The sequence below is a fragment of the Betaproteobacteria bacterium genome, from assembly GCA_009377585.1.
Lineage (GTDB): Bacteria > Pseudomonadota > Gammaproteobacteria > Burkholderiales > WYBJ01 > WYBJ01.
Map to the genome: position 1 here is coordinate 35065 of WHTS01000032.1, position 19609 is coordinate 54673.

The following is a 19609-nucleotide window of genomic DNA, read 5'->3' on the forward strand; positions in this document are numbered from 1 at the left end:
GTGAACCGATCGCCAAGGTGTCGGCGGCTGGGCGCCGGTTCGCTTTGCGGTCGATCCCCGCAAGCGGGGCCCCTCGCCCGGGAAGCTCACGTCGCCGCCCCGCCCTCGTTACGTCTCTCGCCCGCCGAGCTCACCCTGTCCTCCCGACCAGTGTGCGACCGAGCCGCAACTTGAAGGGCTTCACGATCGCGACCCGGGGATCGAACGCATCGCGCACCGCATCGGCGAACAAGTTCGCGGCGAGCACGAGCGCGAACATGAAGGCGAAGGCCGCGGCCAGGGACCACCACACCATGGGGTCTCGTGCCATCTCCAGGCGCGCCGCGTTGATCATGGTGCCGTAGCTGATCATCGAGGGGTCGACGCCGACACCGACGTACGACAGCACGGCCTCGGCCAAAACGAGGCTGCTGAACTCCATCACAACCGCGATCAGCACGATGTGCATCACGTTGGGCAGGATGTGACGCAGGATGATGCGCAGGTGGCTCACGCCGAACGCCTGCGCCGCCTGGATATAGTCGAGCTCGCGTATCTTCAACGTCTCTCCGCGCAGCAGGCGGCAAAGGCCCGTCCAGCTGGTCACACCGAGGATCGCGCACAGGAACAGCAGGCGCAGATCGGCCCGCTCGGCGCCGGAGGGGAAGAGTTGGGGATGGGTATCAACATACACCTGCATCATGAGCACGGCGGCTGCTATCAGCAGCACGGCAGGAATCGAATTGAGCGTGGTGTAGACGTACTGGATCACGTCGTCCGCCAAACCCTTGAAGTAGCCGGCGGCGATGCCGAGCAGAATGGCGAAGGGCAGCATCACCAGAGTCGTCAAGGTACCGATCACGAGCGCGGTGCGAATGCTCTTGAGCGCCTGGTAGAGCACGTCCTCTCCCACCTTGCTGGTTCCCAAAACGTGGTACTTGGCGGCGAGCGCCGCTGCCACGCCGATCAGCACCAGCACGCATGCCAGCGTGATCAGTATCGCCCGCCAGGGCAGGTCGAGCCCACCGCGTGCCAGTGCGCGCCAGACCTGGTCGATGCTCTGAGCGCGAGCGCGCGCGATGCCTGCGCAGATGAGCATCGCCGCAGCAACCCAGGCAATGAAGCCCCCCGCAGCGCCCGCCAATGCACGCCTCGACACGTCGGCTGCCCATTCCTGCTCCGGTGCCTTCAGGTGCGCGCCGCCGTGGCGCAGCCGAGGATACACGCGGCTTTGAGCTCCATCGGGCAGCTCGACCGTCTCACGTGCGTACAGCCGGTAAGCAAGCGGGGCCGAGTAGGTCTTCTCGCTCCGCTCCTGCAGCGTGCGCAGGGCGGCATCCAGTACGCTGGTCACTTCCACCGCGTAGCTCGCTTTGCCGCCGCCGGCGTCATCGAGTCGAGCGCGGAAATGCAGCGAATCGAGCAAACCGAATACGACGAAGAAGGTCAGCACGACGAGCCCCACCATGCCCGGTGCGCTATGGGCCACCCGCCGCCAGGGCTGGCGCAAGTGCTCGTGGCGGCGGACGTAGAGGGCCGCGCCGGCAACCGCGATCACCAGCACATACACCAAGGCGTCGGTCCAGAGGATGACGGGGTCGAAAGGCATAAGGACGGGCTTAAGCGAGACGCACCCGTGGATCGACCAGCGTGTAGGAGATGTCGGTGAGCAGCAGCCCGACGATGTAGAGCACCGCGCCGAGAAACACCATCGAGCGCACGACGGCGAAGTCCTGCGACTGGATGGCATCGATGGTGTACGAACCGAGCCCTGGAATGCCGAAGAACGACTCCATCAGCAGGCTCCCAAGAAACAGCATGGGGATCACGACCACCGCGCCGGTGAGGATCGGGATCATGCCGTTCTTGAGGACATGCCGGAACAGCACGACCGATTCACGCAGTCCCTTGGCGCGAGCCGTGCGCACGTAGTCCCTGCCCATCTCTTCCAGGAATATCGTGCGATACCAGCGCGCACCCGCGCCGATGCCGCTCACGACGCCGATCGCGACCGGCAGGACGACGAACTTGATCGCGTCCGGTCCGCCGGCAAATCCGGAAATGGGCACCAGGTGCCACAGCTTGCTGACGAGGTATTGACCGCCGATGATGTAGAACAGGCCCGAGATCGACATCATCGCGACACAACTCACTACGCCCCAGAAATCGAGGTACGTGGCGCGAAAAAAGGCCATCAGCAGCGCAAAGGTGATATTGACGGCGATGCCGATGATGAACACCGGCACCGCCAGCGCCAGGCTCGGACTCATGCGCGTGCGAATCTCGTGTGCAATGTCGCGGCCGTCGTCGGCATTGCCGAAATCGAATGCGAACAGTCGCACCGACTTGTCGTAGAAGATCGTGTCGGTCAGCTGGGCACTTCCTTCGGCTTTCGCGTTCCAAAGCAGCGGCCTGTCGTAGCCGTGCTGGATCTTCCAGCGCTCGATCGCCTCGGGCGTCACGCGCTTCGCGCCGAGTTGCATGCGCGCCATGTCGTCCGGGGTGTTCACGACGAAGAACAGGACGAAGGTGAGGAAATTGACGCCGATGAGAATCGGTATGGCGTAAAGCACGCGACGGATGATGTATCCGCTCACGGCGCCGCCTCCGAACTGTCGCGTCCACCCAGTTGCCAAGGCGTCGGCGGCCTGGCGCCGATTCGCTTTGCGGTCGATCCCCGCAAGCGGGCACCTCCGAACCAATTGATGCAACTGAACCGCCAAGCCGTCGGCGCCCGGCGCCATTCGCTTTGCGGTCGATCCCCACTGCGTGGGGCCCCTCGCCCGGGAAGCTCATGTCGCCGCCCCTCGCCCGGGAACCTCACGGCGCAGCCCGCGCGGCCATGCGCTCGCGCCGCCGATAGCTCACCACGGCGGGCGCGGCCAGAACGATGAGCAGGAGCAGCCCAAGCCCGATGGGCCACACGACCGGCTGATTCCATTGTTGGCGCTCGGCCGCCCGCAAGGCCGGATCGACGCGCTGGTACTTCAGCCCGTTGCGCGCGATCTGATTCGGCTTTGCATTGAATACCCATTGATGCGCCAAGCTGTAATCCTTGGGGTGATAACCCCAGGCCCAGGGTGCGTCCTCGCGCGCGATGCGCAGCATCCGATCGATGATCGCCTGACGTTCCGGTCCGTTTTCGAGATTCTTCATGCGCTCGAACAGCCGATCGTATTCGGGGTTCTGATAATTCGCCGAGTTCTCGCCTTGCGTCTTGGCGCGGCTTTGCGGTCCGTTGAGCAGGAACATGAAGTTCTCGGGATCCGGGTAGTCGGCGTTCCAACCGAGAAAGAACATCTGCGTGTTGCCGCTACGGATTTTTTCCTGGAATCGATTCCAGTCGGTGGCGCGTATCTCGAGATGGATGTTGAGCTTCGCGAACTGACGCCGGTACCACTCCAGGCGCGAGTTGTCACCGGGGCCGCGCGCGACCGTATCGAGTGCAAGCACCAGCGGCTGGCCGGTCTTGCTGTCGCGGCCATCGGCATATCCGGCCTGCGCGAGCAGCGCGCGCGCCACCTCGATGGATTTGCGTTTCGGCTTGCCGTCGACCCAGTCGTAGACCACGGGATTGATCCCCGTTTCGCCTTCGCGGTAGCCGAACAAGCCCGGCGGTATGGGCCCCATGGCCGGGATCCCGCGACCGTTGGCGAAGATGCTGATGAATTCTTCGAAGTCGACCGCGATCGAGATCGCCTGCCGCAGCTTGCGGGCGCGATCGCTCAATCCGCCCAGCACCGGGTCGAGGAAGTTGAACGCGAGATAGAACGTGCTGGTCGCCACCGACGTGCTGAGCGAGATGCCCTTGGCTTCCATCTCCGGCGTGAGCTGGGCGTGCCCCTCGACGCTGAACTGAACCACCTGGTCGAAGTTGTCGGAAGCGATGCTGGAACGGTCGTAATAGCCTTGCAGGAACTTGTTCCAATACGGAATGCCCTCCTTCTCGCGGCTGAAGACCACCCGATCGATGAAGGGCATCGTCTTGCCGGCGTCGCGCAAAAGCCCCTCGGCTGCGTCGCCCGGCTCGCCTTGCGACGGATAAGGCTCGCCGCGGAAGTTCGGATTGCGCTCGAGGACCATGCGCGCGTTCGGATCGTTTTCGGTGAGCATGTAGGGGCCGGTCCCCACCGGATACCAATCGAAGGTGATGTTGCGCCCCTCGTTCATGCCGCGCTGCGCGTAGAACTGGTCGACCTCGTACGGGATCGGCGCGAAGAAAGGCATCGCAAGCCAGTACATGAACTGCGGGTACTTGCCCTTGATGCGGATGCGGTAGGTATAGCGGTCGATCGCGGTGGCGCCGCTCAGCTCGTAGGCCCGCAGATCGAGCCAGGGCAGCCCCTTGTCGGCACTGCCGTAGCGTTCGCGATGCGTCGCCACGATCCTGTCGTTGTCCTTGCGCAGCCGCTCGGCCAGCTCGCGCAAGCCTTCGATGTACTCGCTGATGTGGCCGAAGATCGGCGAGGTCGCGCGGGGATGGGCAAGGCGCTTGATCTGGTAGATGAAGTCCTCGGCCGTCAATTCCCGAGTTCCGGTGCTCGGGAATTCGGCAAGCGTATAACGCGACGCGATCTCCGCTTCGGAGAGCGAAAGATAAAGAGGCTTGCCGGCCGCGTCCTTGGCGAATGCAGGATGCGGCTGGAAGCGGATTCCGGGGCGGATGTGGATCTCGAACTCGGAGCGAGCCACCTGCTGCGGCGGACTGTCCGGGCCGATCTCGCGCCCCTGCGCATCGAAATAGCGAACGCTCGGAAGCGCCTCGGCGGTTAGCGGAATCAGCCGGTACGGCCGCTCGAGGAAATGGTATTGCAGCGGCGGCTCGTAGATCTGCTGGATGAAATTCCACTCGTCGGAGGTGTACGACAGCGCCGGGTCCAGCCGCTTGGGCCGTTCGACGAAGGCGGCATAAAGCGAATTGTCTCCGCGCGACGCGGCCGGATACGGATTGTTCCACAGCGTGTCACCGCATGCGGGCAGCCACGCGAGAACAGCCAGAAGCGCGACCATTCGCGAAATCATGGCAACATTGTAGAGCAAGGCCCCGAGGAGGTTTTGCCTCGGAAGGCGTGGCCGCCATCGGCTATAATCTCGGGCCAATTCAGCGCGCTGCGTGTGTGCATTGCAGCGACCGCACACGTTCTCGGGCGCCCAATTCCCGTTTGCAGGAGACAGGCATGGGATTTCTCGCCGGCAAGCGCTTTCTCGTTACCGGTTTGCTCAGCAGCCGCTCCATCGCCTATGGAATCGCGCGCGCCCTCAAACGCGAAGGCGCCGCGCTCGCCTTCACGTACCAAGGCGAAGCGATCAAGGACCGCGTCGTCCCGCTGGCAGCCGAGCTCGGTTCGGATTTGGTATTCCCCTGCGACGTGGCAAAGGATGAGGAAATCTCGGCCCTGTTTGCGCAATGCGCACGCCACTGGGACGGGATGGATGGTCTGGTGCACTCGATCGCCTTCGCGCCACGCGAGGCGCTTTCAGGCGACTTCCTCGATGGCTTGTCGCGCGAGTCGTTTCGGATCGCGCAGGAGGTGAGCGCCTACAGCTTTCCGGCGCTCGCCAAGGCAGCCATGCCGATGATGGCGGGCCGGAAGGGGGCATTGGTTACGCTGAGCTACCTCGGGGCCGTTCGCAGCGTGCCCAATTACAACGTCATGGGTCTCGCCAAAGCAAGCCTGGAAGCTTCGGTGCGCTATCTCGCCGCCTCCCTCGGCCCAAGAGGCGTGCGGGTCAATGCCATCTCGGCGGGTCCCATCAAGACGTTGGCGGCCGCCGGCATCGGCGGCTTCGGCAAGATACTGAGCCACGTCGCCGAGCACGCACCCTTGCGACGCAATGTCACGATCGACGACATCGGCAACGCCGCCGCGTTTCTGTTGAGCGATCTGGCCGCCGGGGTTACCGGTGATGTGCTCTACGTCGACGGCGGCTTCAACACGATCGTCGCCGGCATGGGATAGCCGCACGGGGTCGCGGCGACCCGCACAACCCCGCGAGCGACGTGCCGGCACCGCGTTTCTCCATTGCAAAGCGCTCCCGCTTGCTTTCTTGCTTCCTTGCGTAGGCAGCGCCAAGCGCGAGGCGCGCACACCTACTTCTTCTCGATGAGCTCCGGCTTCACCTTGACTTCGACCCGCTGCTTGAGCGCGCTCACGTAGCCTGCCAGCTGCTCCTGGCCGATGAGGCGATTCAACTGCTCGGCAGCCGCCTTGCGCATCTCGGGTTCGATCTCCGTCGGCTCGCTCACGCGCAAGATGCGAATCAGCTGATATCCTCCCTTGGGCCCCTCGGCGCCCCCGTACGCCGGCACGCTGCTCGCATCGACCCGGAAGATTTCCCGCAACACCGGCTCGGACAAGCCTTGCGGATCGGCCCGCCTGACGCCCACGGGCTTACTCCACGTCAAGTCAACGTTTACACCCTTCTCCAGCTTCTCCAGCTTCTCGCGCCCCTCGGCCAGCGCCCGCTTGCGGGCCTCGTCCTCGACGAGGTGCGTGCGAATTTCGTCGCGCACCGTATCGAACGGCTGGGTCGACGCGGGTTTGTGCTCGAGCAGACGCGCGGCGATGAGCGTCCCCGACGCCACCTCCACCACTTCGCTGTTGCGCTTGTTCTGGAGTACCTCCTCGGAGAACACTGCCTTGAGAAACCGCTCGTTGCCGAGTGGCGAACCGGGCGAAGGCGTGCGCGAAATCCAGGGGCTTTCCTGAACCTTGACGCCGAGCGCCTCGGCCGCGGGCGTGAGCGAATCGGATTGCTCGTAGGCGATGTTGTTGAACTTCTCGGCAGCCTCGGCATAGCGCTTCGACGCGCGCGCTTTCTTCAGCTCCGATTCGATCATCGGACGCACTTGCTCGAACGGTTGCGCCGTGCCGCCCCGGATCGCATCGAGCTTGATCAAGTGATAGCCGAACTCGGTTTCGATCAGGCCGGCGATTTCGCCTTCCTTCATCGCGAAGAGCGCATCGTCAAACGGCTTCTTGGTTGCGCCACGGACGAGAAAGCCAAGATCGCCGCCGTTCTCGGACGAACCGGGATCCTGCGAATGCTTGCGTGCGAGCTCGGCGAACTGATCGGGCTGCGCTTTCGCCTGCTTCAGCAGTTCCTCGGCCTTGGACTTGGCCGCGGCCTTGGCTTCCGCGCTCGCATCGGCAGGCACGGAGACGAGAATGTGCCGGGCCTGACGCTCTTCGGGGGCGGAGAAGCGCGCCGGATTCTGCTCGTAGGCCTGACGAACCTCCTCGGGCGGAATATCGACCTGCGCCGCCAGGTTGTCGAGCGAGAGAACGACATATGCCACGCGCACCTGCTCGGGAATCTGAAATTCGCGCGGGTGGCTGTCGTAATAGGCTTTGAGCGCCGGCTCGTCGATGCTGATCTGCGCGACGAACGCGGACGGATCGATGGTCGCGATCGACACTTCTCGCGTCTGCTCGGAGAGCCGGATCATTCGATCCATCACCGCATTGGGCACGAAGCTGCTGTCGCCGAACGCATTGACGAGCGGTTGCAGCAGCAGGTCGCGCCGCACTCGAGCCTCGAAACCGAGCGCGCTCGCATTCTGCGAGCGCAGGTAGGACTCGTACAGATCGTAGGAGAACTGGCCGCCCTCGCGGAAGGCATCCTGCGAGGTGATGAAGTCGTGCAGCCGGCTATCCGTGACCGTTAGGCCAGCGCGCACGGCTTGCGACAGCAGAAGACGCTGGCGAACGAGCTGATCGAGCGCGGCAAAGCGCATTTCCGGCGAATCGAGCACCGCCTGATCGACGGGGACGTTCCCCAGCATGCGCCGCATCGCCTCCTGGCGTTCGCGCAGCGCCTGCTGGTATTCCTGCTCGCCGATGCGGTAATCGCCAATGCGCGCGACCTCTGCGCCGAGGTCGCCGCCGCGGAAGTAGCTGTCGACGCCGAAGAAAGCGAACGGCAAAAAGATAAGCGCCAGGATCACCTGCATGAAGCGCTTGTTGTTGTGGACCCAATCGAACATAACGTCAGAGCAAATCCGCGTTCGACACAACAAAAAAGGCGAACGGACGTTCGCCTTGTCTGAATTGGCGGAGTGGACGGGACTCGAACCCGCGACCCCCGGCGTGACAGGCGGATAATAGCGGCACTAAGTGGTTGATGCAACAAGGAGTGGGCATCGCCAGCCACCACTTACGCCGCTTTATCCCCACTCTGAGCGAATTATCCAGTGACACAATTTCGACGCATCCCGGTTTGGGCAAATAGGGGGACCATGCGGGTAGGGATGCGTGGCGTGGCGATTAGTTTGACCAGACAGAGTTTCCACTTATGCCGCTGTTCAAATTCGCGGGGCCACTTCTGGCCTTCTAGGCCCTTCAGGTTCGTCGTTGGGGACAGCGTGATGTAGTATCCCTGTACGACGCGATGCAACCAGTTGCCGACAGCGGCAATGGATTCGTGCCGCCGACGCATCAGCGCGTGCCGGAGGGACAGCGGCGTGGCTCGCATTCGCTTCTTCGCCGTGAGGCGAACGATCTGAAACCGGCCCTGCTGGTCCCGACCACAACAGTGACTGAATCTTGGCGAAAACAGCGCATGCTCAACATGTTAACGCACGACGGGTTCATAAAAGTTAGGCAGGTTTCCCACCATACCGAAACCGAATTATGAACCACACCTCACGCGTGGTGAATCAGCGACCAAAAGATCACACAGGTACCACATTTAGGTTAAGCGTCGTTGCAGTTGAAACCCAAACATATGTAACCGAATCGTCTGGATCCTCATCTCCGATTGCGCTGAACGCCCCATCGGAGGACCCGAATGTCAGTATTTCAAAACTATCACCTATAGCAGGTGTGAACCCGTCGGAATTTCGGACGCTCAGCACGCCCTGAAGTCGCGCAATGCCGGATATCGTGATGCGTCCATATTGAGTCGTCGCCGTGCCGCCAAGGAGAACAGACGTAACGGCACCCGGCTGGCTCGTTAGGTCTCCACTGACATTTATCGATCCACCGGCCCCGGCCGAAATAGTTCCCGCGTTCACCAGGTTGTTCACCTGCAGCAGCGCGCCATCGAGCGCCTGCAGCGTGCCCTCGTTTCGCACCAACCCACCGTTGAGCGAGATCGACTCGCCCGCGGTGTCCGCCACGATCCGACCCAGCACAATCAACTGCGGCGCCGGCGTCCACGCCGCCACATCATGCGGCCCCACCATCCCCGACTGCGTGCCATGAACGAGAATCCCCTCGCCGATCGTGAGCACCGTCCCGGCCTCGGTCGCACGCACCCAGTTCAAGTCCCCGCTGCCCGCAAACACCACCTCGCCTTCGCCACCGAGCGTCTGCGTGCCCTCGAAGTCCACTCTCGCAAGGTTGCCGGTGCTCTCCAGCCGGATCACGCCCCCAATCAACGCAGCCTCATACCCTCGGGATCAGAGGAGGGTCGCAGGAAGTCGGACACGGGGTGAGGTGAAAGCTCTGCTCTAATGGGCGCATGTCCGCGCGGAAGCAGGAGCGATGAAACGACCCCGCCGCAATCACTCATCCGAATTCAAGGCGAAGGTGACCTTGGCGGTGGTCGAGATCCGCCAGACGCTAGTGCAGTTAGCCGAGCGCTTCACGTACATCCCCACCAGACTACTCAAACAGCCGGCGTTCAATGGGAGTAGTTCGCACGCGCGCTACCTGAGCCGCAATCCTGGCCGAGCCAATCGCAATTCTAATTTCGGGTTCGGACTCAGACGAGCGTTCGCGGTCCAGGGACTTCAATGCGTCGAGGAGTTGATCTCGCGGCAGCGCCGCGAGACCTTCGGCCAGTAGATCCGAGGCGAGCTTGCGTTTGGCGGAGTCTCGATCATAAGCTTTTAGGACCTGAGAGCAGGTATTCGTCCAGCATTGCCGAGCAATATCCCAAGCAGGTTGTTGGGACAGAGCACGGATTATCACATCGCGGAACGCGGGGTCTGTCGAGTGCCGTTCCAGTACGGCAACAGCGTCAGGCGGCAGGCGGCGCCTTGTCCCGACGATCGCCAGCCCTTCGAGCCATGGGCCAGGACCGACGACGATGGCCATGCCCTGAAGGGGGAGCTCCGCCGTCATGCTCTCCGGCTTTGCCAGCTTCGCGCGATCAATGATGTCCAGCAGCATCTTGTCGGTCTCGAATCCCTGACGAGCGAGCACAGTGTAGATCTCTGCGACGGTGCTTGACAGTGGGGTTCGGTGCGCTGCCACTCGTGCGATAAGCCGGTAGACGAGTGGCCGAGACGACGCGGGGACCTGATGTATACCGTGAGCTAGGACGCGCGCGTATTCCGAGTCCATGAAAATGTCTTCGTCCCGATCGATTGCCTCCTTTGCCTTTGCAAGCAGGGTTTGCATCAGCGACGGCGGGATCGATCGCCTGTCGCCCGCGGCGATCAAGAAGGCAGTCAGGTCGGATTGCTCCTCGCCACCGGCCGAGACGAAGCGCTGATAGACCGTTTCGACGGCAAGCAGAGCCGATGGTGACCCGTCTAACAACTCCCTTAGCTGCCTGAGGGCATCGGCTTCGGCTCGATTCGCAGAGTTTCCGTGAAATGTGGACAACGCAAGTTGGATAGCTCCCTGCATCTCGGCGGGCTTGCCAACGACCCGGCTCAACGCATTGCGAGCAAGCCGGTCATGGCCGGATGCTGCGAGGCCTTCGAGCGTGGCGACCATACTCGCTCCCAGAGGCGAGGGGGCTCCGCGGTCTATTCGCGCTTTCGCGATGGTTTCAACCGTGCTGCCAACATCCTCGGCGACGCGTCGCTGGGCCTCCCGCCCATGTTGCTCGATCGAGCTATGCGCAAGCCACATGGAACACGCCTTCAGGAACCCGACATAGGCCACAAACGCCCTATCCGGGTCGATCGCCGAGACGAGGCGCAGTGCATCGGCATAGGTCGAGAGATCTTGCTGCCTTAGGTCCAGAATCTCGAAGTCCAGTTCTCGAGCGTCGAAGGGCGTCACTAGCGGGCTCGTGCGGTTGGCGCCCGGCAGGTGACCCAATAGAGTTTCGAGGTCTTTGGGCTCAGAGCGATCGAGCAGTGCCCACGCAGCAATTACAACGTCTGACGGCCGCGATTCGTTGTTCAGTCGCGTGACTGGGTGCGCCATGCCCCCAGACACCAAGACGTCGTATCGTGCAGCTGCGTTTGCACCGAGGAAGGGTCGAAGCGTATCGTACCAAGAACGATAGCCTCGCCGGGATGCGTGCGTCCACAAGCCCCAAACGTCCCCCGCTTGAACGGCGTATCGATGAACAGGATCGGTTGACACTTCAGCGGAGTCAATACCAGTAGCCAGCCGCACGCTAGGTAGATACTGGAATATCGGCGCCGTCCATTTCGATCCGTGGCGCAACTGAATCTGGCCGCTCCGGTCAATCTCGGCGTAGTAAACAAAGGAGTAGACAAAGACCATGACGACGAGACCGGCGAGGACGGCAGACATCGCGATCTGTCTGACACGTCGAACCGCCGTGCCGAACGCCGAGCGCTCCTTAAGGCGACGTGCCGTTCGCGCGACTGGTAGTGAAACGGTGCGAGCGCAGACGCCACCTTTGACCGGTTCTTGGCGCGCCTGCTTGTGCTCCAATACGTAGAGCGGAACCTGATCACACAGGACAGGAAAGAGCTCACCGTCGACGTCCAAATGGTCGTGCTGCCAAGCGAGCTTGATGGAACTTCCCGTGTTCAGTAGATCGACGAGATGAGCCGTGAAGATCCCGTGTCGGACATCGTCATCTTCCCACGTTCTCTGATCCTCGCGAGACGAGGCGATAAAGAGACGTGCATCGCGTGACCCAAGCCCGGCAAAGAAGGTCATCCGTCGAACGATGGCCTCAGCGAAGCAGCAGTCCAGAATTAGAATTGTCCTTGATGCGGTCACGGAGGACAGAAACTGGTCGAGTCCCTCCGGTTGCAATAGGGTAGGCGCATTTGAATCGTGCGGCGGCTGCAGGACGTATGCCGCACAAAGGTCGTCAACGTAGCCGTGGCCCGAAAGGAAGATCAGGTTGAGATCGTACGGTCCTGCCTCGCGCAATCGCGCAAAGGCGTCTTTGATGGCTGCTTCCGTGGCATCGCCTTCTTCGATGTGGATGACGCATGCTTCGTCGGCGTCTGGCCAACACGTCTGAAGGTACCGGACGATCTCGCTGGCGTCGTTCCCCGCATATCGCAGCAGCGGAAACTGCGAACGGTCAAGCCGATAGTCGCCAATCCCAACAACGATGGCGCCTAAAGATCGCAAAGTTCTACCAAGTAAAGAATCGACGCAGCGTTGGCGGCGGCGTGACGACGATGTTTCTGCTGCCCTCTGTTTCGGGGATCGACGTCACAAGCTTCTGGAGGATCAACGGTGCTGACAATCCGACGTGGGCCGCGATGATCGCTTCAGCTCGGTTGCCGAAATAAAACCAAGCCACAAGGCCACCGGCCAACACCATGGCAAGCGTAATGAACCAGTACAGAAGACTTTTCGCGTACGCGGGCAGCTGAGGAGATTGACGTAGTCCCCACCAATGCAGGAGTTCAGCTAGGGCGCCCCCAGCGCAACCCGCCATGAAGATCGAATGACTTCCTTCAAGGACCATCGCTCCCTCCCTTCCTCTTGACGAGTAGTCAGTGTGTGCGACGCGATTCTGCGCGGTGGTGAAAGCTAGGAACCCTCGCCATTGAACTTGATGGGCTTGGATGCCGTCAAGCCATGGCGTCTAGTCAAGACCTAGGTTACCCTGTATGCGTGACAACGCCCCGAACGACCGCTTCCGGTCTGTTTCGTTGAAGAACCCCAGTGCGGACGGATGGACCCGTTCGCTTACGTGAACCCATGGTTTGGTATCCGTTGCGTCGAATATCATTCAGGACATATCAGGAAAGTGAAACTCCACGTTGCCGTCCGAGTTCCCACGAAGCCCCACTCCCTCGGACTATCGCTGTGATGGATTTTCCGCGATGTTTCTCGATGACCCGCTTCCAGGGAACGAGGCTGAATCCCTGGCCATCGACGAGCATCGCGAAGCGCCCACTGGCAAGCTGTACGTTCCGTCGATAGATCCCGATGATACGTTTGCCGTCTTCGGTTGCCCGGAAGGTCAAGCCAGTTTCCGAGGCAATGGTCTTGCCCGCCTGCTCAAGTTCTCGCCTTCGCAGAGTCGATAACAGGTCCCGCACCAACACCACGCGCCCGCCACGCCGATGGGCAAGCCCCTGCCCGACCAGGAAGTCCGCACGTTGCCGAAGTGCCGCCCGCACCTCGGCGCCGAAGCCCCGGTCGATGATTCCGCTCCCGTCTCCGATGAGCTGACGGTCCAGCCAAGTCGCACCGATGGCGCTTGCCTGCTGCTCGATCGGTAGATGCGAACACACCTCCACCACCAGGCCGCCCCGCCTGCTGCGGTCGTACCGGGCTCCCTGCTGAGGCAGATCCGCCGGTACCCGCCAGACGCCATCCGCCAGTCGTTCTACGATGCCGGTCCGGCGCAGCGCTTCGAGCCGCCGCACCTGGATCTGCACGAGATCTGCTGGCGATTGCCCTGGGCTAGGATTCCCACCTGCCAGGTGGTGTGAGGTCCGGTAGACGCCGTCCTGGACGCTAACGGCGATGGATCGGTCGATTTCCCGTACCCCGAAGGCACTGCGCGCCTCGACAACAGCACCGACCGGTAGCGCTTCGAGCTCGCTCCCTGGATTCAACGGGACGAAGTACGCCTTGCCGTCAATTCCATCCAAGGCGAGGAAGCTGCGATCTGCGAGCTCATCCGCTATGCCCCTCGCCACTACGCGCCCCACTATCGGCTCGGGTCGTTCCGTCGGCTCGAACTGCCCGATCTCGCGTTGCACCCCGCTCATCGCGCGCTGCATGGTACGAATGATATCGCCCCGCTCACCCATCGCCCGAAGGATGCCCTCGAGCTCGGCGTGGACGTGCCATTTCCCGGTTGTCCGCTCCTCCGCGAGTCCCATGCCCTCCAGGGCGCGCAAACGACCCAGCATGAGGAGCCGGGTCTGCGATTGCGGGAAGCTTGCTGAAAGGCGGTCTACATCGACCGAGCCGTTGTCGATCTGCCGCTGCAAGGCCCGGTCCAGACTTGTCCAGCGCTCCTGCTCGATCTCGCGAGCCAGGCTCTGGCGAATCTCGAGATCGCTCCGCGGCCCCAGCCAGGCCGTTGCGAGTTCGGAGGCGCGTCTCCGCATCCCGTGCGCTATGTATTCACCGGAGATCACGAGATCCTTTCCAGCCTCGTCCTTTCCGCGCAGCACGATGTGCGTATGCGGGTTGTCGGTGTCCCAATGGTCCACGGCCAGCCAGTCGAGGCGCGTTCCCAGGTCCGCTTCTACGCGATTCATCAGCTGGCGCGTGAAGGAGCGAAGCGCCTCGAGCTGCCCCGCGTCTTCCGGCGAGACGATGAATCGAAACTGATGCCGATCGCCGTGGCTCCGCGCCTCGAATGCGTCGATATCGGCTTCATTCATCATGGCGTCGTAGGCGCGTCCTGGTTCTTCGTTCGGCCCCACGCCTTCGCGCTCGATGTAGCGCAGGTGAGTGAGGGTCGAGCGCTTCCCGGCTTGCTTCAAGTTCACCAAGCGCACCTTGATCGCAACCCGTCGTGCGGTGATCGCGATCTGCTTGCCACCGAAACGTACTGCGACATGGCCGCGACCGAGCGCTGTGGGGCGCGAGGTGCGCCTGCGCAGCGCGCCAGCCCGCACTTTGCTCACTTCAGTCAGAACTCGGGAGACAAATCGTTGGTGGCGGTTCTTCGGTGCGCCGGGACGCACGCGGAATCGATCATCATTCGAACGTCTTCGCTCCGCAGTGCCGCGTTTCATAGCGTTCTCCAGCGTAGCAGGCGCGCTTATCGCCCAATGGAGTCAGGCTCTTACTAGCATCCGCAGCACAACCGATGAAATGGTGTGTGCTGCGCTAACTATCGTGCAGACAACACAAAATCGGCACACCTGTGCCGTCCCCTTTTATCTTGTCCTCCACCGCTGCACTGCCTCTTGGCCGTTGCACCTTCACGGCGGCCCGGCTCCTTCGACGTTCGATGCGCCAATCGGCCAGCGCTTGGAATGCACGTCACGCGGCCAAATGGCGACCAGCATTGCCGCCGCCTGTGCACCTTCAACTCGCAACTGCGGGTGCAAAGTGCGGGGCCCCCGTCCGTTCTGCCAACGCCCATAAGGCAGCCAAGTTCAACACCCGGCCGCACCATCAGCAGCCCGCGGATGTGTGGCGTTACTGCCCGGTTTGCGGCCATATCCGATCCGCCCGCCCGATCACCGTGCTCGCCTGGATCGGGCCAAAGTAGCGGCTGTCGAAAGACGCAGGATTGTCGACGCTCAACAGGAACAATTCGTCGCGCGTGAGCCGTCGGCATGCCGCCCACGCCGGCATCCTTCGGCTGAGCCGGTCCGCCTCCAGGATGGTCGCAATCGGAACAAAGTCGATGTATACGACGCGACCCAGGATGCAGACATGCTGTGGCGAGACGGCGCCGATCCGCTTCAGGATCGGTACGTGAATAGGCAGGTAACTGCGTTCTGCCGCCAACCTCCTGAATGCCGCCGGTACCTTCGCCAGCACGATACTTCCGACGTGCCAGTCGTGTGCTGGTCGAATGCGATACCACCCGATCGGCACGCTGTCGGAGACGTTGTAGATGAGTTGCAACGAAGGTGTGGCTAGCGTCGACCAAGCCAGCGCAGCCAATCCGATTCCGGCCGTGGCTGCTATGGCGATTCTGCTTGGCCGCCTACTGTGCCGACGCCGCCCTAACAAGACATCTTCCGCGCGAGCCATGCCTCGTGCCTTTCTGTGGTGTACTCGGGAAGATCGCCTTGTCCATGCAACCGATTGCCGAGGGCACTCCAATAGTCCGGCGAGACGTCAGCCGGATCGACATTCATCGCCTCGATAGCGTCGATCTGCCTCAGCGTCGCGCGCACTTCGCCGTCCCGTTCTGCGTACAGAAGGACGCGCGCGCCGGGATGAACACCAGCGATTCGCTGCAGGCACTCCCCCGGACTCCCGACTTGCAAGACCGTCATGCGCCAGCATGTCGTCCCGTATTCGTTTGCCTCCCAATGGAGCCGGCAAAAGACTTCCCCGGGTCGGAACAGGGCCTGGCTGCGATGACTATTCCTCCGACGCACGATGGCAGGACGTCCGAAGCGGAGATAGACGTTGATTCGGTGTTCGATGAAGATGAGCGACACACGCGTTAGCATGTGCAAGCCGGACTCCGCATGGAGGTTCTCGGCATGACTGTTTTGAAGACGATTGGAGTGCGCCAGTTGCTTCACCACCGGTTTTCCTAGTGCACTTGCCTTGAACATGATGTCGCTCGAGGAGCGGCTAAAAACGTTGGCTATCGACGGTTGACTAAATGCAGGACAGAGCTCTTTTTAGGAGGCGCAGCGTTCGATACCTTGGGGACAGGTCGCGCTGTGATGGCCGGGGTGGTTGCCTTGCTTTCGAAACGTCCCCCCGGGGACCGGTCGCGATGCGTTCGCGCGGTTCACTGTGCCATTTCCTCCACCGCGCGTTGTTCCCTTAGTGTTTGTTAGGTATTTCAAGTTAAAACCGTTACGGCGCGGCCAAGTCATTGGTTTCCCATGTATTCTGGCACTTTCTTGCGTCTGATAGCACGACTCGGCTGCGTCTGATAGCACGAGTACTGGTGCGTCTGATAGCACGAGGGGATTCACAGCTCCTCCACAAGTTATCCACTGCGGTCGGTAGCCGGGCTGGGCAACCGCGCCGGTCGAAAGAACAGTTGCTCGCATCCCCGCAAGTCGCGCTGCACGGCTAGCACATAGCCGGGTAGAGGCTGCTTCGCCGCGATGTCACGCACATTGCGCGCGAAGTCTGAGAAGCGCGAGAGACTTCCGGACTTGAGGTATAGGTGCCGGAAATCGAATTGCCAGCCGTGTTGCTGGCGGCCGCCGTGCTTTCGAACGAGCCGGTAGAGCCATCGCTCGATGCCACCGGTCAGGTTGAAGTATTCCCGATCGATCGTGAGTACGAGCGCTCGTTCCACCACTCCAGCGTAAAACCAGTCGGGCAGAATAAGTTCGATGCCTAGCGACCGCCCCTGAGCATCGGCCCGCTCCCTCCACTCGTTGATCCAGGAGAACCGGTGCAGCCGACGTCCAGAGGGCGCTCGAATGGACGTGGCGATACTCGTCGATTGCAGTCGATCCAGGGCCGCCTTGAGACGCACGTAATCCCGCGTCGATGAACCACGGCGTACGAAACTGAGGATCTCGTAGGGCGTAGTCTGCATCAGCCGGGAGGTCGGAATGCCAGCATCGCGAGCTTCGACAATCTGACTTGCGGCCCAGATCAGAATGTCTGCATCCCATACCGTGGCTATGCCGTGCTCCGCGGTACCCTCCACGCGCACCACTACTGCCCCGGACCGAAAATCGATCGGCGCCGTTCGCTTTGACTTGGCCAGCGAGAAAAACGGATACGCCATCAGATCCTGCGCATCGCGCGGCGACATATCGCCCGGCAACGCGCGGAATGCCAGAAGCTCCTGGCGCGAACTCAGCAGCGCCGCTGAACTCCCCATAGCGCATCAATTGCGCAGACCTTAGAGGGGCACGGGAGCTCGCTGGGAGAGCTGAGGCGCGTCGCAGGTCGCCTCGAAGGTGCGCGCATCGGCCCACGCTTCGAGATCGACGAGCGCGTACATGACACGCCGCCCGAACTTCCTGAAGCGAGGTCCTCCGCCGATCACGCGTTGCTTCTCGAGAGTGCGCGGCGAGAGCCGCAAGAACTCGGCCGCCTCGTCATTTGTTAGGTATCGCGGTCGAGCGCCGCCCGCCGGTTGTGGAAGTGCTGCTGCTACGGGTTGCCGCGAAAAGGAATGTCGCATTGCGTCTGCCTCCATCGATCCGAATCGCCGGCGGAGCAATCGCCGACGGGTGGAGGCAGTATGGTAGAAGTCAGTCGCCCTGCGGATGGCCGTTTCGCGCGCGAGCCAGGGCGACCCTGTTGACGCGTACTGCCGTATAGGAGTTGCCTGTACCCGCCCCGCATCAATTGACTGCCGCGACGCACCAGTCGTCGCACTTTCGAACGCATACCGCTGTCGGCATGCCAATGATTTGCAAGAGCAGAACCGAATAACACGTCTGCGATCTCATGCGCACTCGCGCCGGCCAAGTGTCCGTCCAGGGCTTGCAGGGTCTGCATCTCAAGTAAAGCCGAGGCCGTGGGCCGCGGAATTGTGGCCGCGATTGCATGTGATGTGCTTCTTTCGATCTTTTTCAGCTCGCCGCCGAGCATTAGGGTGCGGTTGTGAAGAAGCTGTCCTGGGCGAACGACGTAGGCGAACGGCATGCCGTCCGCCAGGCTTGCGGCAAGAGCCAGGCGGGCATTGCACCCAGGTTGTCTCACGAAGACCGACAACGTATGCCCGTCGAACACGATCTGTTTCCGGCCAGGCAAGTTCCAAAGGCGAAATGGGGCAGCAACATCTTCCGAGTCGGTATCCGGACACAGCCGGAGCACGCATTCAAGATCAGGAGTCCAGATGGGACAGGCATCGCGTGCGTCCAGTTCGGGATCCTCGAATAGGCGCAGACCCCATCGACCGGCTGCAGCGGAAGCACCTTGCCGCCGCCAGTCCTGTCGGTACTCCGGATTGCGCCTCAAGTACTCCCAAGCGAGGGCCGGGGCGCCTAAAAGGAGAGCGTATAGGTATCCCGCATGAGGGTGCCACTCGTAGAGGTCCGAACGTCGCATGCGTGGCCTCCACGAAGGAAGTAGAGCTCAACGTCAGAACGATATGGTCGCCGACGAATGCCTAGGCCGCATGACCGATTGGATCTCGCTGATGCGATGCTCGGGCATACTGGGGATTGATTCGTACAAGGTGAGCGCGGAGACTGCGCACCAGCGCTTCGCCGTTGCCTCCCACTAGAACCAATCGGCAGGGATCAGGCACCGCCGCCTGCGGATGAGGGTCTCGGCAACATCGCATTTCGCCACGTGTTGCGCACGCGGCCTGACTGGGTTGAGAATCGAGCTAGGAGATCGACTCCGGAGGAGATCAAGCCATGTCAGTAGAAGCAGTGCGGGAAGCGCTAGCGCCGCAGACCGGAGCAGTCGATGTTGCTCCGCTTTCGATTCACATCGGTGCGGAGATCCACGGCGTCGATCTGTCGCGCCCTCTTCCGGCGGAGCACGTGAGCGCAGTGCGTGCTGCGCTGCTACGCTGGAAAGTGGTCTTTTTTCGCGATCAGTCGCTCGATCATGGCCGGCACATCGCAGCCGCGCGCCAGTTCGGCGAAACGACCGCCGGACATGTCGTCTACGGCAGCGACGGCGAGTACCCGCAGATTTATTCCGTGGCCAAGAACCGGAAAGCAAACAGGTTCCAGGGCCAGGTCCTGTTCCGGCCGTGGTCGGGCTGGCACACCGACATCACCGCGGCCATCAACCCGCCTGCCGCGTCCATGCTGCGCGGCGATATCGTGCCGCCCTATGGCGGCGACACCCAGTTCACGAACCTGGTCGCTGCCTACAACGCGCTGTCGCCTGTCATGCGGACATTCGTCGATAAACTGCGCGGCGTGCACCGATTCGCTCCGCCGCCGGGCGTGGACGAGACGCCGGAG

Annotated in this window: 15 protein-coding genes; 2 read left to right on the forward strand and 13 right to left on the reverse strand. The window is 62.1% G+C overall.

Annotation, left to right across the window (positions count from 1 at the left end; genetic code table 11):
* Positions 1-130: 130 nt before the first annotated feature.
* The 3 genes from GEV05_12585 to GEV05_12595 form a co-directional block, all read right to left on the reverse strand.
* Positions 131-1588 carry an ABC transporter permease subunit gene (locus tag GEV05_12585; protein ID MPZ44217.1) on the reverse strand — a complete coding sequence of 486 codons (1458 nt, stop codon included), beginning with the start codon at positions 1586-1588 and terminating at the stop codon, positions 131-133.
* A gap of 10 nt (positions 1589-1598) precedes the next feature.
* Positions 1599-2576, reverse strand: coding sequence for an ABC transporter permease subunit (locus tag GEV05_12590; GenBank protein ID MPZ44218.1), 978 nt, complete (start codon positions 2574-2576; stop codon positions 1599-1601).
* A gap of 223 nt (positions 2577-2799) precedes the next feature.
* Entirely contained in the window at positions 2800-5001 is a 2202-nt protein-coding gene (locus tag GEV05_12595; GenBank protein ID MPZ44219.1) for a peptide ABC transporter substrate-binding protein, read from the reverse strand.
* A 155-nt stretch (positions 5002-5156) separates the two neighbouring features.
* Between GEV05_12595 and fabI the strand changes: the two genes are divergently transcribed.
* Complete coding sequence (gene fabI, locus GEV05_12600; GenBank protein ID MPZ44220.1) at positions 5157-5939, forward strand: enoyl-ACP reductase FabI; 783 nt, start codon at positions 5157-5159, stop codon at positions 5937-5939.
* Between the two features lie 131 nt (positions 5940-6070).
* Here the strand turns inward: fabI and GEV05_12605 are convergent, their stop codons facing one another.
* The 10 genes from GEV05_12605 to GEV05_12650 all read right to left on the reverse strand — a co-directional run bounded on the left by GEV05_12605 (position 6071) and on the right by GEV05_12650 (position 18734).
* Entirely contained in the window at positions 6071-7966 is a 1896-nt protein-coding gene (locus GEV05_12605) for a peptidylprolyl isomerase (GenBank protein MPZ44221.1), read from the reverse strand.
* 687 nt (positions 7967-8653) lie between these two features.
* The gene (locus GEV05_12610; GenBank protein MPZ44222.1) at positions 8654-9349 is read right to left on the reverse strand and encodes a hypothetical protein; all 696 of its coding nucleotides are present in this window, start codon (positions 9347-9349) and stop codon (positions 8654-8656) included.
* 238 nt (positions 9350-9587) lie between these two features.
* The gene (locus tag GEV05_12615) at positions 9588-12224 is read right to left on the reverse strand and encodes a hypothetical protein (GenBank protein MPZ44223.1); all 2637 of its coding nucleotides are present in this window, start codon (positions 12222-12224) and stop codon (positions 9588-9590) included.
* Positions 12225-12228: 4 nt separating this feature from the next.
* Positions 12229-12567: a hypothetical protein gene (locus GEV05_12620; protein ID MPZ44224.1), complete on the reverse strand. Its 339-nt coding sequence runs from the start codon at positions 12565-12567 to the stop codon at positions 12229-12231.
* A gap of 277 nt (positions 12568-12844) precedes the next feature.
* Positions 12845-14806, reverse strand: coding sequence for a DUF3363 domain-containing protein (locus tag GEV05_12625; protein ID MPZ44225.1), 1962 nt, complete (start codon positions 14804-14806; stop codon positions 12845-12847).
* A gap of 409 nt (positions 14807-15215) precedes the next feature.
* A complete protein-coding gene (locus GEV05_12630) occupies positions 15216-15779 on the reverse strand; it encodes a S26 family signal peptidase (GenBank protein ID MPZ44226.1) in 564 nt (187 codons plus the stop codon).
* Positions 15752-16207 carry a DUF2840 domain-containing protein gene (locus GEV05_12635; protein MPZ44227.1) on the reverse strand — a complete coding sequence of 152 codons (456 nt, stop codon included), beginning with the start codon at positions 16205-16207 and terminating at the stop codon, positions 15752-15754. The genes GEV05_12630 and GEV05_12635 overlap by 28 nt, the downstream gene beginning before the upstream one ends.
* 494 nt (positions 16208-16701) lie before the next feature.
* Entirely contained in the window at positions 16702-17556 is an 855-nt protein-coding gene (locus GEV05_12640) for a RepA replication protein (protein MPZ44228.1), read from the reverse strand.
* A gap of 21 nt (positions 17557-17577) precedes the next feature.
* Positions 17578-17862, reverse strand: coding sequence for a helix-turn-helix domain-containing protein (locus GEV05_12645; GenBank protein ID MPZ44229.1), 285 nt, complete (start codon positions 17860-17862; stop codon positions 17578-17580).
* Positions 17832-18734 carry a DUF2285 domain-containing protein gene (locus tag GEV05_12650; GenBank protein MPZ44230.1) on the reverse strand — a complete coding sequence of 301 codons (903 nt, stop codon included), beginning with the start codon at positions 18732-18734 and terminating at the stop codon, positions 17832-17834. Before GEV05_12650 ends, GEV05_12645 begins: the two co-directional genes overlap by 31 nt.
* Before the next feature lie 314 nt (positions 18735-19048).
* Between GEV05_12650 and GEV05_12655 the strand changes: the two genes are divergently transcribed.
* Positions 19049-19609: TauD/TfdA family dioxygenase (locus GEV05_12655; protein MPZ44231.1), on the forward strand; the 561-nt coding region annotated here is incomplete at its 3' end.